The sequence below is a fragment of the Mesorhizobium sp. URHB0026 genome (assembly GCF_054059755.1).
In genome coordinates this window covers 168,801-184,125 of record NZ_JBSSCN010000001.1, presented here as the reverse complement: position 1 = coordinate 184,125, position 15,325 = coordinate 168,801, and the positions used below count along the sequence as shown (strand labels likewise).

Sequence of the window (15,325 nt, the reverse complement as noted above, 5' to 3'; positions counted from 1 at the left end):
GCGGGGGAGGACAGCCGCCGCTGGGCCTCGACCAGTATGTGCAGCAGGCATTGCAAATGCACCAGGCTGGGCGCCGGCAGGAAGCCGAGGCGATCTACCGCCAGGTGCTGACGCGTCAGCCCAAACATGCGGCCGCGGCGCATTTCCTGGGGTTGCTGCTGCACCAGACTGGGCGCAGCGAAGAAGGCATGGATTTCCTCGAACAGTCGGTTCAGCTGCAGCCGACCAATCCCGACTTCCTCAACAATCTCGGCACGGTGATGCGCGATCTGGGCCGTGTCGCGGCGGCGATCGATTTCTTCCGCGGCGCGGTGGACCTGCGGCCGGAGCAGCTCGCGGCGCGCGACAATCTCGGCTCATCGCTGAAGCAGATCGGCCGGTTCGACGAGGCCGAGGACATCTATCGCGGCACGGTGCAGCGCAATCCATTCCACGTGCGCGCCCGTATCGGGCTTGCCGAAACCCTGCAGGAAGCCGGACGCCTCGACGAGGCGCTGGCTGTCTTCCAGGAGGCACTGACCATCCGGCCTAGGGATGCCGACCTGCTGCACGGACTGGGTGTCGGGCTGATGGAAAAGGGCAAGCTCGACGAGGCGACCGACCTGTTCCGGCAGGCGGTGGCGATCCAGCCCGGCATGGCCCGCGCGTGGCTGATGCTGACGCAAGTCAAGCGCCAGAAGGAGCGCGATGTTGAAATGGCCGGCATGGAGGCGCAGCACGCCAAGGCGCCTCAGGACAGCCTGGCACGCATGCAGCTGTCGTTTGGCCTCGGCAAGGCCAATGACGATCTCAAGGACTATGACAGAGCCTTCGGCTATTTCGCCGAGGGCAATGCCATCCGCCGCAAGGGCATCGACTACGACCCGGTGAAGACGCGCGCCGAGTTCGAGGCAATGAAGACGGTGTTCGATGCCGGCTTCTTCGAAAAGCACAGGCCGAGCCCGATTGCCGACGACGCGCCGATCTTCGTCGTCGGCATGCCGCGTTCGGGTACGACGCTGGTCGAACAGATCATCGCCAGTCACCCCCAGGTCTTTGGCGCGGGCGAGCTCAGCATCCTGAAGACGGCGGTCGGCAAGCAGTTCCCGTCGAACATGCCGGGCGGCTTCCCGTGGGGCGTGACCGACACGGACGATAGGGATTTCGCCGAGGCGGGGCAGGCCTATCTGGACATGCTGCATGCCCGCTATCCGCACATGCGCCACGTCACCGACAAGATGCCGGGCAACTTCCTGCTTGTCGGCTTCATCCACATGATGCTGCCGAAGGCCAGGATCATCCATTGCGCCCGCGACGCGGCGGCGACATGCCTGTCGATCTACAAGGTGCATTTCCGCGGCGACAGCCACCGCTATGGCTATGACCTCGGTGAGCTCGCCGATTTCCACAATCTCTACACCGACATCATGGCGCATTGGCACAAGGTGCTGCCCGGCGTCGTGCACGATGTGCGCTACGAGGATTTCGTCGCCGACCAGGATGGGCAGAGCCGGGCGCTGATCGACTATCTCGGCCTGCCATGGCACGCTGCCGTGCTGTCGTTCCACCAGACCGACAGGCCGGTGCGCACGGCGTCGGCCGCGCAGGTGCGCCAGCCCATGTACCAGGGATCGGTCGATCTGTGGAAGCGCTATGGCGACCGGCTGAAACCACTGCTGGATAAGCTCGGATAGGCCAATATCACGGTAAGTCCGGCCTGCGAACGGTGGTTTCCCGCGCTTCCGGTACTCACGTATTCAAATGTACGCTCGGTTCCGGACCCCGGGGTCGAGCTGTCTCAAAGTTCCAGGAAGGGCTGGAAGCCGCCGAAGATCATGCGCTTGCCGTCGAACGGCATCGTGGCCATATCGCGCTGCAGACGAGGGTCGGCCATCACCTTGGCCATTACCGCATCGCGATCTTGCCTGGATTTGTATACGGCCCAGGAGAAAACGACGATCTCATCGTCCTTGGCCTGAACGGCACGCGGAAACGAGGTCAGCTCGCCATAGGGTACATCGTCGCCGATGCATTCGACATAGGCGAGCGCGCCGTGTTCCATCCATATGGGGCCGGCGAGGTTGGCGAGCTTTCTATAGTCATCGAGATTTGCCTTCGGCACGGCAAGCACGAAGCCATCGACATAGGACATGGTGGTCTCCTCTTTGCTGAATTCGAACGCCGGGTCAGCGGGGAAAAGACCCGGCGCGGTTTGGCGCATCCCTTCGGCGACGGGGCGCGCTCGCTAAAGCCTATTCCGTCGGTGCGTTCATTGCCCAGGCGACGCCGAAGGGGTCCTTCACCTGGCCCCAGCGGTCGCCCCAGAACATCACCTGCAGCGGCGTGACGGCCTCGCAGCCGGCGTCGACGGCGCGCTTCCACCAAGCGTCGATATCATCCTTGCCGAGATGGAGCTGCAGCGTATAGCCCTGCGCCGCCTGGTGCGGATGGCCGTGTTCCGGATAGGCGTCGCCCAGCATCAGCGTCGAGCCGTTGATATAGAGATGGATATGCATGGTGCGGCCTTTTTCATCCGCCGGGTAGGCAAAGACTTCCTCGGCCCCGAAAGCCTTCTTGTAGAACTCGGCCGCCTTGATGGCACCGTCGACCTCAAGATAGGGGGTCAATCCGCCAAGCACTTTTGGCCGGGGTGGGGTCTGGTCGGTCATTGCATGTTCCTCTTCACGTTTGTTTGGTCTTGCGGACCTAGGACGGATGAGATGACGGCAATCCTACAGGACGCTGAAAATTTTTCGGCTGGCCCGGTTCATCGGGCGACAGGCCAGCTTTTGAGGGCTTCGCACTGGCGGCGGGCCATGGTCATATGACCTTGGCCGAGGACGTTGCGGCGCGGCGGCTGTCGCGGGCGTCGAAGATTTCCGGAAAGCCGATATCCTTGCGCAGTTCGGCCGGCAGCGACAGCAGGATGCGTTCGCTGCGGTGACGGGCGCGCGCGGCGGCATACCGGGTTGCGATGCGACCGATGGATGACAGGACGGACATGGTGACTTCTCCCTTGGGTTGGCGCCGGCATCATCGTGTCGGCATCCCAAGGACGAGGCAGCAACGGGCGATCCGACAGATTGCTCGGAGAATTTTTCGTCGGCGTTTAGATCTCGTTCAGGCGCAGCCGAGGAGAACCTATGCGACCTTGAGCGTGGGAATGGCCGAAACATCGACCTCACGCTCGGCGTGCCAGGCATCGAAGGCCGCCTGCATCCGAAGCCAGATCGCGGCGCCGTCGCCGAACAGCTTGCCAAGTCGAGCGGCCACTGCCGGGGACACCGGCTTTAAGAGCCTGTAAGCAAATAAGTTACAGGCATGCCGATCGCCCGCCGCTCAGCCGGTTCCCTCAGCCACCTCGCGGAAGAAGCTTTCCGGATCCTCGACTTCGGTCAGCTTCCCCTTCTCGATCAGCCAGAAGGGGTTGCCGACGGCGCGGATGAAGGAGCGGTCGTGCGAGGCGAGCAGACAGCTTGCCTGGTGCTTCAGCAACTCCTCCTCCAGCGCTTCCTGGCCGTCTATGTCGAGATGGTTGGTGGGCTCGTCGAGCAGATAAAAATTGGGATTGGCGAGCCTGAGCGCCAGCATCATCAGCCGCGCCTTCTGGCCGCCCGACAGCACACCGATCTTTTTCTCTTGCATCTCGATGACCACCCCGGCGCCGGCGAGCAGCGAGCGGGCGCGCTGTTCGCCGACATCGTAACGGCGCGAGACCATCGCCAGCGGCGTGTCATCGCCGCTGATGCCCGACAGCGCCTGGTCGCTGTAGCCGAGCACCGTCGACGGCGTCACCTTCACATTGCGCACCGTGTCCGGTTCGAGGATGGCGTTGCGGATCAAGGTGACGAAGCGCGACTTGCCGACGCCGTTGCGGCCGAGCAGCACGATACGGTCGCCCTGGCAGATGTGGCGCTTGCCGGTCCTGAACAGCAGCGTGCCGTCGGGCGTTTCGACCGCCGCGTCGTCGAGCGTTATCAGCACCTTGGCGTGGGTGCCGCGATTGGCGAGTTTGATCGCGCCCGCCGATTTCTCGCGGTGCGCCGGATAGGCGGCCTCTTCCAATTTTTCCGCGCGCTGGTTGAGTTGCTTGGTCTTGACCGTCAGCAGGTCGCTGCCGGAATTGATGCCGATATTGTTGAGCTTGGCCGCTTGCCGGCGCAATTGCTGAGCCACCTTCATGTCGCGCTGGAACTTTCGTTCGGTCGACGCGTCAACCTCGTCCAGCGCCTCCCTGGCGCGGGAATAGGGAAGGGAAAACGCCGGCGACTGTTCCGGGCGCAGGAACAGCGTCCGGTTGGTGGTGGCGTCGAGGAAGGCGCGGTCATGGCTGGCGATGATGACAGGCATCTCTCGCGGCAGCGCGTTGAGCCAGGTTTCCAACTGGCTGATGCGGGCGAGGTCGAGATGGTTGGTCGGCTCGTCGAGCAAAAGCACGTCGGGATCGGTGACCCATACGCGGGCGATCAGCGCCAGCCGCTGCCAGCCGCCGCTCAGTGCCTGCATTTTTCGCCCGCGCATCGGCTCGGGCACGTCAAGTGAATCGAGCGCCACATCGACGCGCCACATCTCGCTGTCGGCCTGTTCGGGCGGTAACGCCTCAGCCACAACCTTGTGGAAAGTGCGGCCAAGCAGGGCAGAGGCTACGGATTGCTGGACATGGCCGACACGCAGACCGCGCGTGCGGGTGATGTCGCCGGTTGTCGGCTCCAGTTCGCCGGTCAGGCATTTGAGCAAGGTCGACTTGCCGCGGCCGTTGGCGGCGACGATGCCGAGCCGGTCGCCGTTGGCGATGGTGAGGTCGAGATTGGAAAAGAGCGGCGCACTCATGGTGACGCCGAGGGATTTGAGGCTGATCAGGGCCATTTTGATTTCGCTTTTTTGGTTGGCGCATGATCCTTTCCGAAACATCCGGCTTTCGGGGTCATGCGCTCTTGCCGGAAACAACTCCGGGTGCACTTTGACGGTGCGCGTGCCGGCCATCAGGCCAGGCGTTGCATACCACGAAGGGCAGACCAAAAAATCGAAGCGGGAAAAAACCCGGACCGTCCCTGGTCAGCCCTGCAAGCTGGCTCGCAGGGCAGAAATCGGGCCACGCTGACGATGGTGACGAAAAAACGTAAACACGTGAGCCCTCCTTTCGAGACGTTCGAGTGTGACGACTGGCTACACCAAAGGCGAGGCTGATGGCAAGGCCGCCGCTTTCAGGCTGCGCGGGAAGGGGTCCAGCACCAGTATGCAGCCGCCGATGATTGCCACCGCGCCGAAGCCCTGGATCAAGGTCAGCGACTCGCCGAGCACAATCGTTCCGGCCAGCACCGCGATCGTGGTCACAGCGAATTCGACGCTGATGGTCCTGGTCGCTCCGATGCTGGCCACCAGCCGGAAATACACGACATAGGTCAATGCGCTCATCACGCAGGCCAGTATGGCCAGGTAGAGGAAGTCGACAGAGCGCGGCATGGCCGGCACCGGCACGGCGAGCAGCAGCGGCAGCGTCATCAGGCCGCCGAACAGGAACGCGGCGCTGGTGAGTTCCAGCGAGCGGGCCGAGCGCAAATGGCGATTGGCGTAGTTGCTGCCGAATGCCGCCGAGAAGGAACTGAACAGCGAGGCGGCACAGCCGATCGCAAAGGATGCGGTGACCGGAACGGCGGGGAAACCGACCAGGATGATGATGCCGGCAGCGCCGAGCAGCAGTCCGGCAAGGCCGCGAACTGCGATGCGCTCAAGCCCCCAGAGCTGGCCGATGATCATCGAGAACAGCGGGATGGCGGCAACCAGGATGGCCGCCATCGCCGTGCCGATGCGGGGCGTGGCATAGGACAGGCCGATCAGCTGCGCCGCCACCGTCGTCGCGCCGACCATGGCGAAGTGCCACCAGCCGGCGCTGAAATCCAGCCGTCGCCGCGTCACGGCGGCAAGCAGAAAGAGCGTGATGCCGGCGATCAGCGCGCGCAAGGTGACCGCGCCGACCCAGCCAAAGGCATGCACCACCTTGAGCAGCACCAGGAACGACAGTCCCCAGGTGACAGCCAGGAAGACGTAGGCGGCGATGTCTCTGGGTTTCATGGGAGCTGGCTGATGGTTTCGGAGCGGAAGAGCAGAATTGCAAGGCCCGTATAGGTTCGTCCCACGACTGGCAAGGTGGCAAGAAGAGCTGATCTATAATGGAGGGACAGAGAGGGCGCGAAGGATTGCTACCGTCCCGGTCTGCCCGTCTTCCCCGGCCGGCGCTTTTCTCGGCGGGCGTCTCCTTGGTCCTCGTAGGAGCCGATACCGGAGCGCTGACGGACGATAGGCTTGTTGGCATCGCCGCGATCCTTCGCGCCCCCCTCTGTCCTGCCGGCCCCCACTTGGGGAGAGGTTGGCTGTGGCTTCGCCGGCACTTTTCCCTCTACCGGGTTTTCGGTCCGCCGCACCGTCATCTCGTCGAGCGAATTCTTCTTGAACAACGGCTTGGTGGCGTCGCCGGGAATGCCGAAATCGGAGCCGTGCGCTTCTTCCGCCGACTGCTTCTTGAACAGCGACCGCGACACCGCGCCTGACGGCGTCGGCATGTCGGTACCAGGGCCCATATCGTCCAGTGACGGCTTGGCGAACAGCGGCTTCTCCACCGGCACGGCGCGGTCGGCGCCCATCTCGTCGAGATCGGGCTTGCGGAACAGGTTGGGCCTGGCGGCCTTGGCCGCCTCTTCGGCCGCGCGTGCCTGGTCGAGCCTGCGGAACCGTTCCTGTTCCTCCAATGTCCGATGCTTGGCCACGCCCTTGTTGTGCTTGCCCTTTTCGCGGCCTGACGCGGGACTTTGGCCTTCCACTTCGCGCGCCAGCGGATCGTCGGAGATCGACAATTCCATCTCGTGCAGCCGCTTGATCTCGTCGCGGATGCGAGCCGCCTTCTCGAAGTCGAGATTGGCGGCGGCGTCGCGCATCTGCTTGTCCAGCGCGTCGAGATGGGCCTTGAAATTGTTGCCCATCATGGCGCCGGCGCTGTCGGTGAACCGCGAGATGTCGGCGCGGACATGGTCCTTCTCGTAGACCGAGTCGAGAATATCGGAGATGCGCGACTTGACCGATTCCGGCGTGATGCCGTTGGCGGCGTTCCACTCCATCTGCTTCTCGCGGCGCCGGTTGGTCTCGGCCATCGCCCGCTCCATGGAACCGGTGACCTGGTCCGCGTAGAGGATGACCTTGCCGTCGACATTGCGGGCGGCACGGCCGATGGTCTGGATCAGCGACGTTTCCGAACGCAGGAAACCTTCCTTGTCGGCGTCGAGAATGGCGACGAAGCCGCATTCGGGAATGTCGAGGCCTTCGCGCAAAAGGTTGATGCCGACCAGCACGTCGAAGGCGCCGAGGCGCAGGTCGCGCAGGATCTCGATGCGCTCCAGCGTGTCGATGTCGGAGTGCATGTAACGCACGCGCACGCCCTGCTCGTGCAGGTATTCGGTCAGATCCTCGGCCATGCGCTTGGTCAGCACCGTCACCAGCGTGCGATATCCCGCCTTGGTGGTGTCGCGGATCTCACCGACGACGTCGTCGACCTGGCTCTTGGCCGGGCGCACCTCGACCGGCGGATCGATCAGGCCGGTCGGGCGGATGACCTGTTCGGCGAAGACGCCGCCGGCCTGTTCCATCTCCCAGCCGCCCGGCGTCGCAGAAACGGCAACCGAGAGCGGCCGCATGGCGTCCCATTCCTCGAAGCGCAGCGGCCGGTTGTCCATGCAGGAGGGCAGGCGGAAGCCATATTCGGCCAGCGTCGCCTTGCGCCGGAAGTCGCCGCGATACATGCCGCCGATCTGCGGCACGGTGACGTGGCTCTCGTCGATGAAGACCAGCGCGTTGTCGGGAATGTACTCGAACAGCGTCGGCGGCGGATCGCCGGGTTGGCGACCGGTGAGGTAGCGCGAATAGTTCTCGATGCCGGCGCAGGAGCCGGTGGCTTCCAGCATTTCGAGATCGAAGCGGCAACGCTGCTCCAGCCGTTGCGCCTCGAGCAGGCGGCCGGCGCGCTCGAGTTCCACCAGCCGGTGCTTGAGCTCTTCCTTGATTGACTTGATCGCCTGGTTGAGCGTGGGGCGTGGCGTCACATAGTGCGAGTTGGCGTAGATCTTGACGCTCTTCAGCTCGCCGGTCTTCTGGCCGGTCAACGGGTCGAACTCGGTGATCGCCTCGATCTCGTCGCCGAACATCGAGATGCGCCAGGCGCGGTCCTCAAGGTGGGCCGGGAAGATCTCGATCGTGTCGCCGCGCACGCGGAACGAGCCGCGTACGAAATTGATGTCCTGGCGCTTGTACTGCTGGGCAACGAGGTCGGCGAGCAGAGCGCGCTGGTCGAGCCGGTCGCCGATCTGCATCTGGAAGGTCATCGCCGTGTAGGTCTCGACCGAACCGATACCGTAGATGCAGGACACCGAGGCGACGATGATGACGTCGTCGCGCTCGAGCAGCGAACGCGTCGCCGAATGGCGCATGCGGTCGATCTGTTCGTTGATCGAGGATTCCTTCTCTATGAAGGTGTCGGTGCGCGGAACATAGGCTTCCGGCTGGTAATAGTCGTAATAAGAGACGAAATACTCCACCGCGTTGTCGGGGAAAAATTTCTTGAACTCGGAATAGAGCTGCGCGGCCAGCGTCTTGTTGGGCGCCAGGATCAGAGCGGGGCGCTGCGTCTCCTCGATCACCTTGGCCATGGTGAAGGTTTTTCCGGAGCCGGTGACGCCGAGCAGCACCTGGGTGCGGTCGTTGTTGTCGACGCCCTCGACCAGATCCTTGATGGCGGTCGGCTGGTCGCCTGCGGGCTCGAAGTCCGACACCATCTTGATGGCGATGCCACCTTCGGATTTTTCCGGCCGGGCAGGGCGGTGCGGCGTCCACAGCACGCCGTCCTTGTGCAGCGGATTGCCGGATTCGATCAGCGCCGAGAGAGCGGCCACCGTGGCGGTGACGCCACTGGACGACATCGTCTCGGCTTCTTCCAGCGAGATGTCGAGCCCGGCGACCGGATTGAGGCCGGCGGCAGTGCGTTCGCGGGCCGACGCGGCCCCGCCCATCGAGGTGCCACGCGCGGTGCGGCCCGGCGCGGCGGAGCGCTCGGGAATCTTCTTCGGCGACTTGGCGCCGCCGCCTTTGCCCGCAGCGCGTCCTTCCCGTTCAGCCTCCTGCTCGATCTGCTCGGCCCAATCGGAGATCGAGCCGGTCAGCGGCGTGCCCGACAAATCGGCCTGCGGCATCTCGGCGAAGCCGCCCTTGTGCAGCGGTTCCGAGGCGTCGAGGAAATCGGTCAGTGGGCTGCGCCGCTTCGGCGCGGCGCGGTCCTCATCCGCCGTCGGCGGCGTTCTTTTATCTGGGGATTTGGCCATGTTCCAAATATGGGATTTCTCGGCCAAAATGGAAAGAGCGCGATGAGGACGGGCCGACGGCCGCGTCAGGCTCCTGACAGAAGGCTGTCAGGAGGCGGCGGAGGGTTTCGCCTTATTTCAAGCGCCGCTTCCGTTCGACGCGACCCGGGTCGCCGATCCGTTCAGGCGATCCACCACGACGAGGCGGTTGACCTTGCCCTTCTTGAAGGCGGCGAGGAAGCGGGCATAGTCCCTGAAGACCACGCAGCCATTGGATTCGGCGCGACCGCCGCGCAGCATGTAGGTGTGCGCGAGCAGGCCGTTGCGGTTGTACTTGTTGCCGCCGCTCGTCGGGGTCAGGCGGATGGCCTCGACGCCGTGGAAGCGGGATTCGCGCAGCGACAGATTGTAGGTGTTGGGCGGCGTCGGGCCACGATCCTTGACATGGACATAGCGCGGCTGGTCGACCATTGCGCCGAGGCCGGAATGCGCCTCGAGCCGTTGGCCGTCGGGCATGTAGACGGTCTTGGCGCTGATGTCGTAGACGGCGACGCCATGGCCGGCGCCGCTTCCGGCGCTCGGGCCGTTGAACAGGTTCCTGAACGCCTGGCCGAGGCCGCCCGAAGGCGTATCCGGCTTGGCATAGGCCAGCACGTCGCCACCATCACGGGTCCGGCCTTGCCGGGCCGGCTGCTGCCTGGCTTGCAGGACGGGCTTCGGCTGGAGCGCCGGCTTCTGCTCCAAGGCCCTGGGCTGTGTGGCCGGCTTGTCCTCTTCCACGGCCCGGGGCTGCCGAGGCGCGTCATATTGCGGGCGGCGGGTCGGCAGCGGCACGTCGTCGGTGAGCGCATCCGGCAGCGAAGCGGCGTCGCCCGGCTGTTCCTGCTGGGTCTCGACCGGCGCAACCGCGACATCGGGCGAGGATTCGGTCATCGGCAGCGGCGAGGCGAAGGCTTCGTCCTCGACCGGCATCGACTCGACCAGGGCAAGCGCCAGCTGCGCGTTATCGGGCGTTTCCGACTGAGCAAAGCCCATCGGCGCCGGCGCGGTCTGCACGACGGAACCCGTTTCGGCGCGGGCGAAGCGTTCCGCCGCCGGAGCCGGCATGTCGTTGGACAGGCTGGCCATGACCTGGACGGACGGCACGAGGGATGCCTCGGTGACCCGTGGAGCGGCGCTGGAAATCACGGGATGTGTGCTGGCCGCGGTCGCCGGTTTGCCCGCGCCGGCGAAGGCAGCGGCAAGCTTTGTCGGCGACAGCGACGCTTCCATCAGTTCGAAGCGCTGCTGCGATTTCGACTTCGCCGGGGTTGGCTTGGCCTGCGCCACCAGGCGCCCGGATTTCTCCGCCTTGGAGGTTATCGAGGCCAGCTTGAAGCAACTGGCACCGCACTGTACGGCATGGTCGTGCAGCGCCTGTGAGCCGCCATGGGCATTGGCCGTCATGAAGGGCGCGGAAGAGCTGAGGAAATGCTGCTTCAGCGGATCGGCGAGAGCGAGCGTGCCCGGCATGGACAGCGTCTGCGGCAGGCCGGCAGACGTTACCGAAAGCGAGGCGCCGACAGAGCTAAGGCCGGCCATGGTGCCGATCAGCCATAGGCCGACGGCGGCGCTGACGCCCGGCACCGCGATCCAGCGGACAACCCGTTCAGGGGTGAAGGATGAGGCACGTGGCGCTTCGAAGGCGGTCTCGCCGCTGCAACGCCTGTCCCCGACAATTTTACGACTCAACAACGCCATGCAACCAATCTTGCTCCAATCGGCTCCCACGTCCGCGGCCGTGATAGCCGCGACGACCATTCTGTGAGTGATCCCAGGTGGTCCCCGACGCGTTTGCCGCGCCTGTCGTTAGTTGCCGATTGCTTCAAAATATGGACAAAGTTGGTTAACCAATCCCTCTCAAAACCAATCGAGAGACGTGGACTTTGTGCCGAAAAAGGCTCGTCCACGACCATGCACGCGGTATTGCAGCCCTTCCAAGGCTTTTTTGCTGCATGTTTTTATCTGCCGAGTCAAGCAGAACAGTCTTTGCCAACCACGCAAAAAGGCGGTTCGGCGCTTCCGGGACAGTGAGGCACGCCAAATGCCTGTCGGCCGAGCCGCCCGGGTGCCAACAGATATTGTTGCCGTCCTGCCACCATTCTTCGGCCAAAAAGGGTCGGCTCTCGGGGCTCATAGCAGGGGTTGTGGTGGGCTTCTACGGCTCCAACGCCGATGTCCACGGTTCCCTACTTTCGGATACGTCGGAGTTCGGCCGACGCTTAGCGTCGGCACCGCTCAGTTGAACCACAGCGCGAACGTCAAAAACCCGCCGCCGCCGAACTGGCGCTGGATCTGGCCGAAATCCTCGCTGGTCAGGATCTTGCCGGTTTCGAGGTAAGGTGCGATGCCGGGGCCGGTGATCGAGAGTACGAGGTCGAAGGGTTTCGGCTCGTCGAAGAAGCGCTTCATGTTGATGCCTTTGCCGGTGATGCGGAAGTGCGGCAGCAGCGCGCGGCCTTCGAGCAAGTCCTCGGCCATCGCCAGGGTGGCGAGCCAGGCCCGGACCTGTTCCTCGCCGACCTCGAGGCCGGTGAGCGGGTTCTCGCCCTTTTGCTGTGGGCCGGGCAGCCATTCGCGGTCATTGTCGGTCTCGGCCCGGATCGCCTTCCAGTCCTCGCGCGACAGCCGGATCATTTCGAGCAGCTCCTGGCGCGCCGCCTTGCGGCGTTCCGGCTCGACAACCGGCCAGTTGATCATGTGCACCATCGAGATGAAATCGGCGATGCGCCATTCCGAGGAGAAGATGCTCGAGCCCATCTCGCTTGGCGGCGGCACGAGGATGTCCTGCAACGGCAGCTTGGCGCGCGGAAACAGCATGTGGAACGAGCCATCGAACGTGCCCTTGAAATCATGCGCCAGCCAGAAATCGGCCTGCGCCATCAGGAATTCCGCATAGCCTTGCAGCCAATAGCCGTCGGCGCGGTCGAAGCGGAACGTGAGCGCGGGGGCACCACCGTCCGGCGCCATGCCCCCGCGCGACAGCGCCACCATGATCGCCGCCATGCTTTCATCGGGCGCGATCGTGCCGTCTTCGTTGAGATCGATGCCGACATGGGTGAGGTCGATGATCATGCCGATAGCGGCATCGGCCGGCACCGAACCAAGGGTGGTGGCGGACTTTGCGAGCCGGTCACGGAAGGCGACCAGTATGGCGCGGAACTCTCCATAGGTCAGCGGCTCGGGATTGGGGTTCGCCGGTACCGGCAACTGCATCAGCGGCAGCATGAAGGATTGCGGGCTCTCGAACCCATGGCGATGCAGGCCGCTGGCCAGCAGTTCCAGCGCGATGAAGAACTCGCCGGCGCCTGCGGCATAGGCTGACGCTGGATCTTTCGGCGCGGCCGCTTCCAAGGTAGACAGCGCGCCGTCGCGCGCGGCCACGGTCCTCGCCTCGAACAAAGCCGTTGCCGCTTCGGGCATGGCCGCCGATGCGGAGGACAGCGGCACGACCAGAATGAAAGCCGATGCCAGCAGGCTTGCTATTCGTGTCATCTTTTCCCTCCCATTTGTCGCCGGCGACCATACACAGATTTACGACGCCGCGCCTGTCGATGCCGGCACGCCGTCCACATCGTTGCATGATTGTCGCCGGGCACGCTTCAACCGGTCCGGCGGACGGTCTACAGAAGGCCAATGATGAGGCGTGTCGTGTCGAACTATCCGCTCTCCTACAAACTGTCCTGGCTACCGCGGTTCTTGAAACCGTCGCTCGAGGGCGACGTCAACGGGTTCGCGCCGGCATCGGGGACGCTGATGGAGCCGCCACCGAGACAGACGATGCGGCTGGCCTTCATCGGCGACATCTCGGCGGTAGCCAACCGGAGCGCGCCGGACTGCGATCCGGCGATCAAGGCGCTGCTGGGCACGGCCGACCTGGTGATCGGCAATTGCGAAAGCCCTGTCGTCGACAGGCCGAGCGCCGTGCTGGGGACAAAGCTCGGTACGCATCATGCGATGAGCGAACGCTTTCTGGCCGAGGCACTCGCGGCGGTCGGCATCGGGCGCGAAAAATTGGTCCTGTCGCTAGCCAACAATCATGTGTTCGACCAGGGAGTCGCCGGTTTCGACGCGACGGTCGCGGCGTTGAAGCGGCTCGGCATCGGCACCATCGGCCTCGCCGCCAAGGGACCGGTCGAACGCTTCGCTGCCGGGCCGCTCGCTCTCGGCTTCGCCGCTTTCACGCTCTGGCGCAACGCCGACGAGCGCCTGTTTGCCGGCCGCGTCTCGATGGAAGGCGATCCGGCGCGCTGGCCGCGCGAGACGAGTGCTGGGCTCGATCTCCTCTGTGCCGTGCCGCACTGGGATTGGGAGTTCCGGCATTTTCCGCGTGCTGCAACACGGGCGCTGGCTCGGCGGCTGGCCGGGCAGGGCGTCGGTCTGATCGCCGGCCATCACGCCCATGTCGTGCAGCCGGTGGAGCGGATCGGCGGGGCGGTGGTTGCCTATGGGCTCGGCGATTTCCTCGGCACCGCCTTTGCCCGCCAGCCATGGCCGGGGCGGATCGGCGGGATTTTCATCGTTGACGTCAGCGCCGATCCGCAAACGCGCGGGACTGTTGCGTCTTACTGGTTCTATCCGTTTGTCCGCCTGCGTGCGGGAGACCACGAGCGTCTGGTGCCGGTAGAAGCATTGGACGTGCCCATGCGGCAAAAAATCGAGGGCCGGCTGGGAGCGGTTTTCCCTTCTTCCCTTGTGGACGTGTGGCCCTGACTGGCGACAGGCCCGACGGGCGGAAACGAGCATGCGTTGGCGACTTTCCCGCAAAAACGGATATCATGCCGCAATACTGGCGGCGGGGGATGGCGATGGAAACAGCGGATTTCATGCCGGACGCGGCTGCTATCGCAGCCATCAAGAAAGACATCGAGGCCCACGAAGCGAAAAGGGCCTCGGTGGCACGCGCGGCCAAGTGGCGCGTACCCTTGTTCGTTGGCCTGGTGGTCGTCTTCGTGGCGCTCATTGCCTGGCTGTTCAACAAGGTCGCCGATCCCAACGAGCAATGGTTCTCGACACCGCACGTATTTCTTTACGTTATCGGCTTCGCGGTGGCGATCGTGCTCTATTTCCGGGCGATCAGGCCGGCGGCGAGGCTGCAGCAATCGTTTCGCCAGACGCTGATGCCGATCATCTTTGGCTTCATTGGGGATATGCGCTACCAGCATGACGTGACGCCGCATTCCTTCGACCGACTGCCGCGCGAGACCGTCGGCGGTTTCACCATGAGCCGCTTCGACGATATCATCTCCGGACGCTATGACGGATTTGCGTTTGAACTGTACGAAGCCGACCTATGGGACGGGGGCGCCACCAAGAACAAGGCCACCACGTTCAAGGGCGTCGTCGTAGCCTTCGAAACCATCGAGCCGTTTCCAGGAATATTGGTCGCCGCGCGACGTGCAAGTGGCGTGATCGGCTTTTTCCGCGGCATGTTCGCGGCCAAGATGCAGGAACTGCCGTCCGGCGTGCCGGAGCTCGACGATGCCTACGAGTTTCGCACCAACAATGTCGAGGCGGCCCGGCCGCTGGTGACCGGCCGCCTGGCGCAAGCGCTGAAATGGCTCGGCGAAGCCTGGCCGGACGAACCCGCGCGTGTCGCGCTCAACGGCAGCGACGGTTTTCTGCTCCTGCCGCAACCGAAGAACTTCTTCGAACTGCCTGATATTTCGGTGCCGCTCGACTATGCCAGCCATGTCGCACCGATGATTTCGGACCTGGGTGCGATGCTGGCGACCGCGGCACTCGTGCGCAAGATCGGCGCGAAGGACGAAGCTTAGCTGGCGGCGTCGTCAGCAGTCGAAGCCGTACTCGTCGCGCATATAGTCGACCTACATCATGCAGACGCCGGAGGCAGGGGCTTCGGACAAGGCCAGGAACTCGTCGAGGCTGGCAAGGGCCTTTGCATCGCCTCCGTCATCTCGGGATCGCTGGAGCAAAGATCAGCGTCTTGTCATCGCCCGGTTCGG

General features: G+C 64.2%; 11 protein-coding genes and 1 pseudogene. 3 read left to right on the top strand and 9 right to left on the bottom strand.

Annotated elements, in window-relative coordinates; translation table 11 throughout:
* Positions 1-38: 38 nt before the first annotated feature.
* On the top strand, positions 39-1,673 hold the full coding sequence (locus ACVWWD_RS00925) for a sulfotransferase (RefSeq protein WP_435054025.1): 1,635 nt from the start codon (positions 39-41) through the stop codon (positions 1,671-1,673).
* A gap of 104 nt (positions 1,674-1,777) precedes the next feature.
* Here ACVWWD_RS00925 and ACVWWD_RS00920 read toward each other — a convergent pair whose 3' ends face one another.
* From ACVWWD_RS00920 to ACVWWD_RS00880, 9 genes and pseudogenes are all read right to left on the bottom strand, one after another.
* On the bottom strand, positions 1,778-2,131 hold the full coding sequence (locus ACVWWD_RS00920; RefSeq protein ID WP_352551040.1) for a DUF1428 domain-containing protein: 354 nt from the start codon (positions 2,129-2,131) through the stop codon (positions 1,778-1,780).
* A gap of 100 nt (positions 2,132-2,231) precedes the next feature.
* Complete coding sequence (locus ACVWWD_RS00915; protein WP_023770254.1) at positions 2,232-2,648, bottom strand: VOC family protein; 417 nt, start codon at positions 2,646-2,648, stop codon at positions 2,232-2,234.
* A gap of 151 nt (positions 2,649-2,799) precedes the next feature.
* Complete coding sequence (locus ACVWWD_RS00910) at positions 2,800-2,982, bottom strand: hypothetical protein (RefSeq protein ID WP_023770253.1); 183 nt, start codon at positions 2,980-2,982, stop codon at positions 2,800-2,802.
* A 138-nt stretch (positions 2,983-3,120) separates the two neighbouring features.
* A pseudogene (locus ACVWWD_RS00905) lies at positions 3,121-3,270 on the bottom strand (helix-turn-helix transcriptional regulator); the annotation flags it as partial.
* Between the two features lie 48 nt (positions 3,271-3,318).
* A complete protein-coding gene (locus tag ACVWWD_RS00900) occupies positions 3,319-4,845 on the bottom strand; it encodes an ABC-F family ATP-binding cassette domain-containing protein (RefSeq protein WP_352551042.1) in 1,527 nt (508 codons plus the stop codon).
* A gap of 300 nt (positions 4,846-5,145) precedes the next feature.
* Positions 5,146-6,051 carry a DMT family transporter gene (locus ACVWWD_RS00895; protein ID WP_352551043.1) on the bottom strand — a complete coding sequence of 302 codons (906 nt, stop codon included), beginning with the start codon at positions 6,049-6,051 and terminating at the stop codon, positions 5,146-5,148.
* Positions 6,052-6,179: 128 nt separating this feature from the next.
* Positions 6,180-9,341, bottom strand: coding sequence for an excinuclease ABC subunit UvrB (gene uvrB, locus ACVWWD_RS00890; RefSeq protein ID WP_352551044.1), 3,162 nt, complete (start codon positions 9,339-9,341; stop codon positions 6,180-6,182).
* Positions 9,342-9,458: 117 nt separating this feature from the next.
* Positions 9,459-11,060 (bottom strand): DUF2778 domain-containing protein, encoded by a 1,602-nt coding sequence (locus tag ACVWWD_RS00885; RefSeq protein WP_352551046.1) that lies wholly within the window; start codon positions 11,058-11,060, stop codon positions 9,459-9,461.
* Positions 11,061-11,597: 537 nt separating this feature from the next.
* The gene (locus ACVWWD_RS00880; protein WP_352546411.1) at positions 11,598-12,854 is read right to left on the bottom strand and encodes a hypothetical protein; all 1,257 of its coding nucleotides are present in this window, start codon (positions 12,852-12,854) and stop codon (positions 11,598-11,600) included.
* Between the two features lie 144 nt (positions 12,855-12,998).
* Between ACVWWD_RS00880 and ACVWWD_RS00875 the strand changes: the two genes are divergently transcribed.
* On the top strand, positions 12,999-14,072 hold the full coding sequence (locus ACVWWD_RS00875) for a CapA family protein (protein WP_352546509.1): 1,074 nt from the start codon (positions 12,999-13,001) through the stop codon (positions 14,070-14,072).
* A gap of 95 nt (positions 14,073-14,167) precedes the next feature.
* Complete coding sequence (locus tag ACVWWD_RS00870; RefSeq protein WP_352546510.1) at positions 14,168-15,136, top strand: hypothetical protein; 969 nt, start codon at positions 14,168-14,170, stop codon at positions 15,134-15,136.
* Positions 15,137-15,325: the final 189 nt, after the last annotated feature.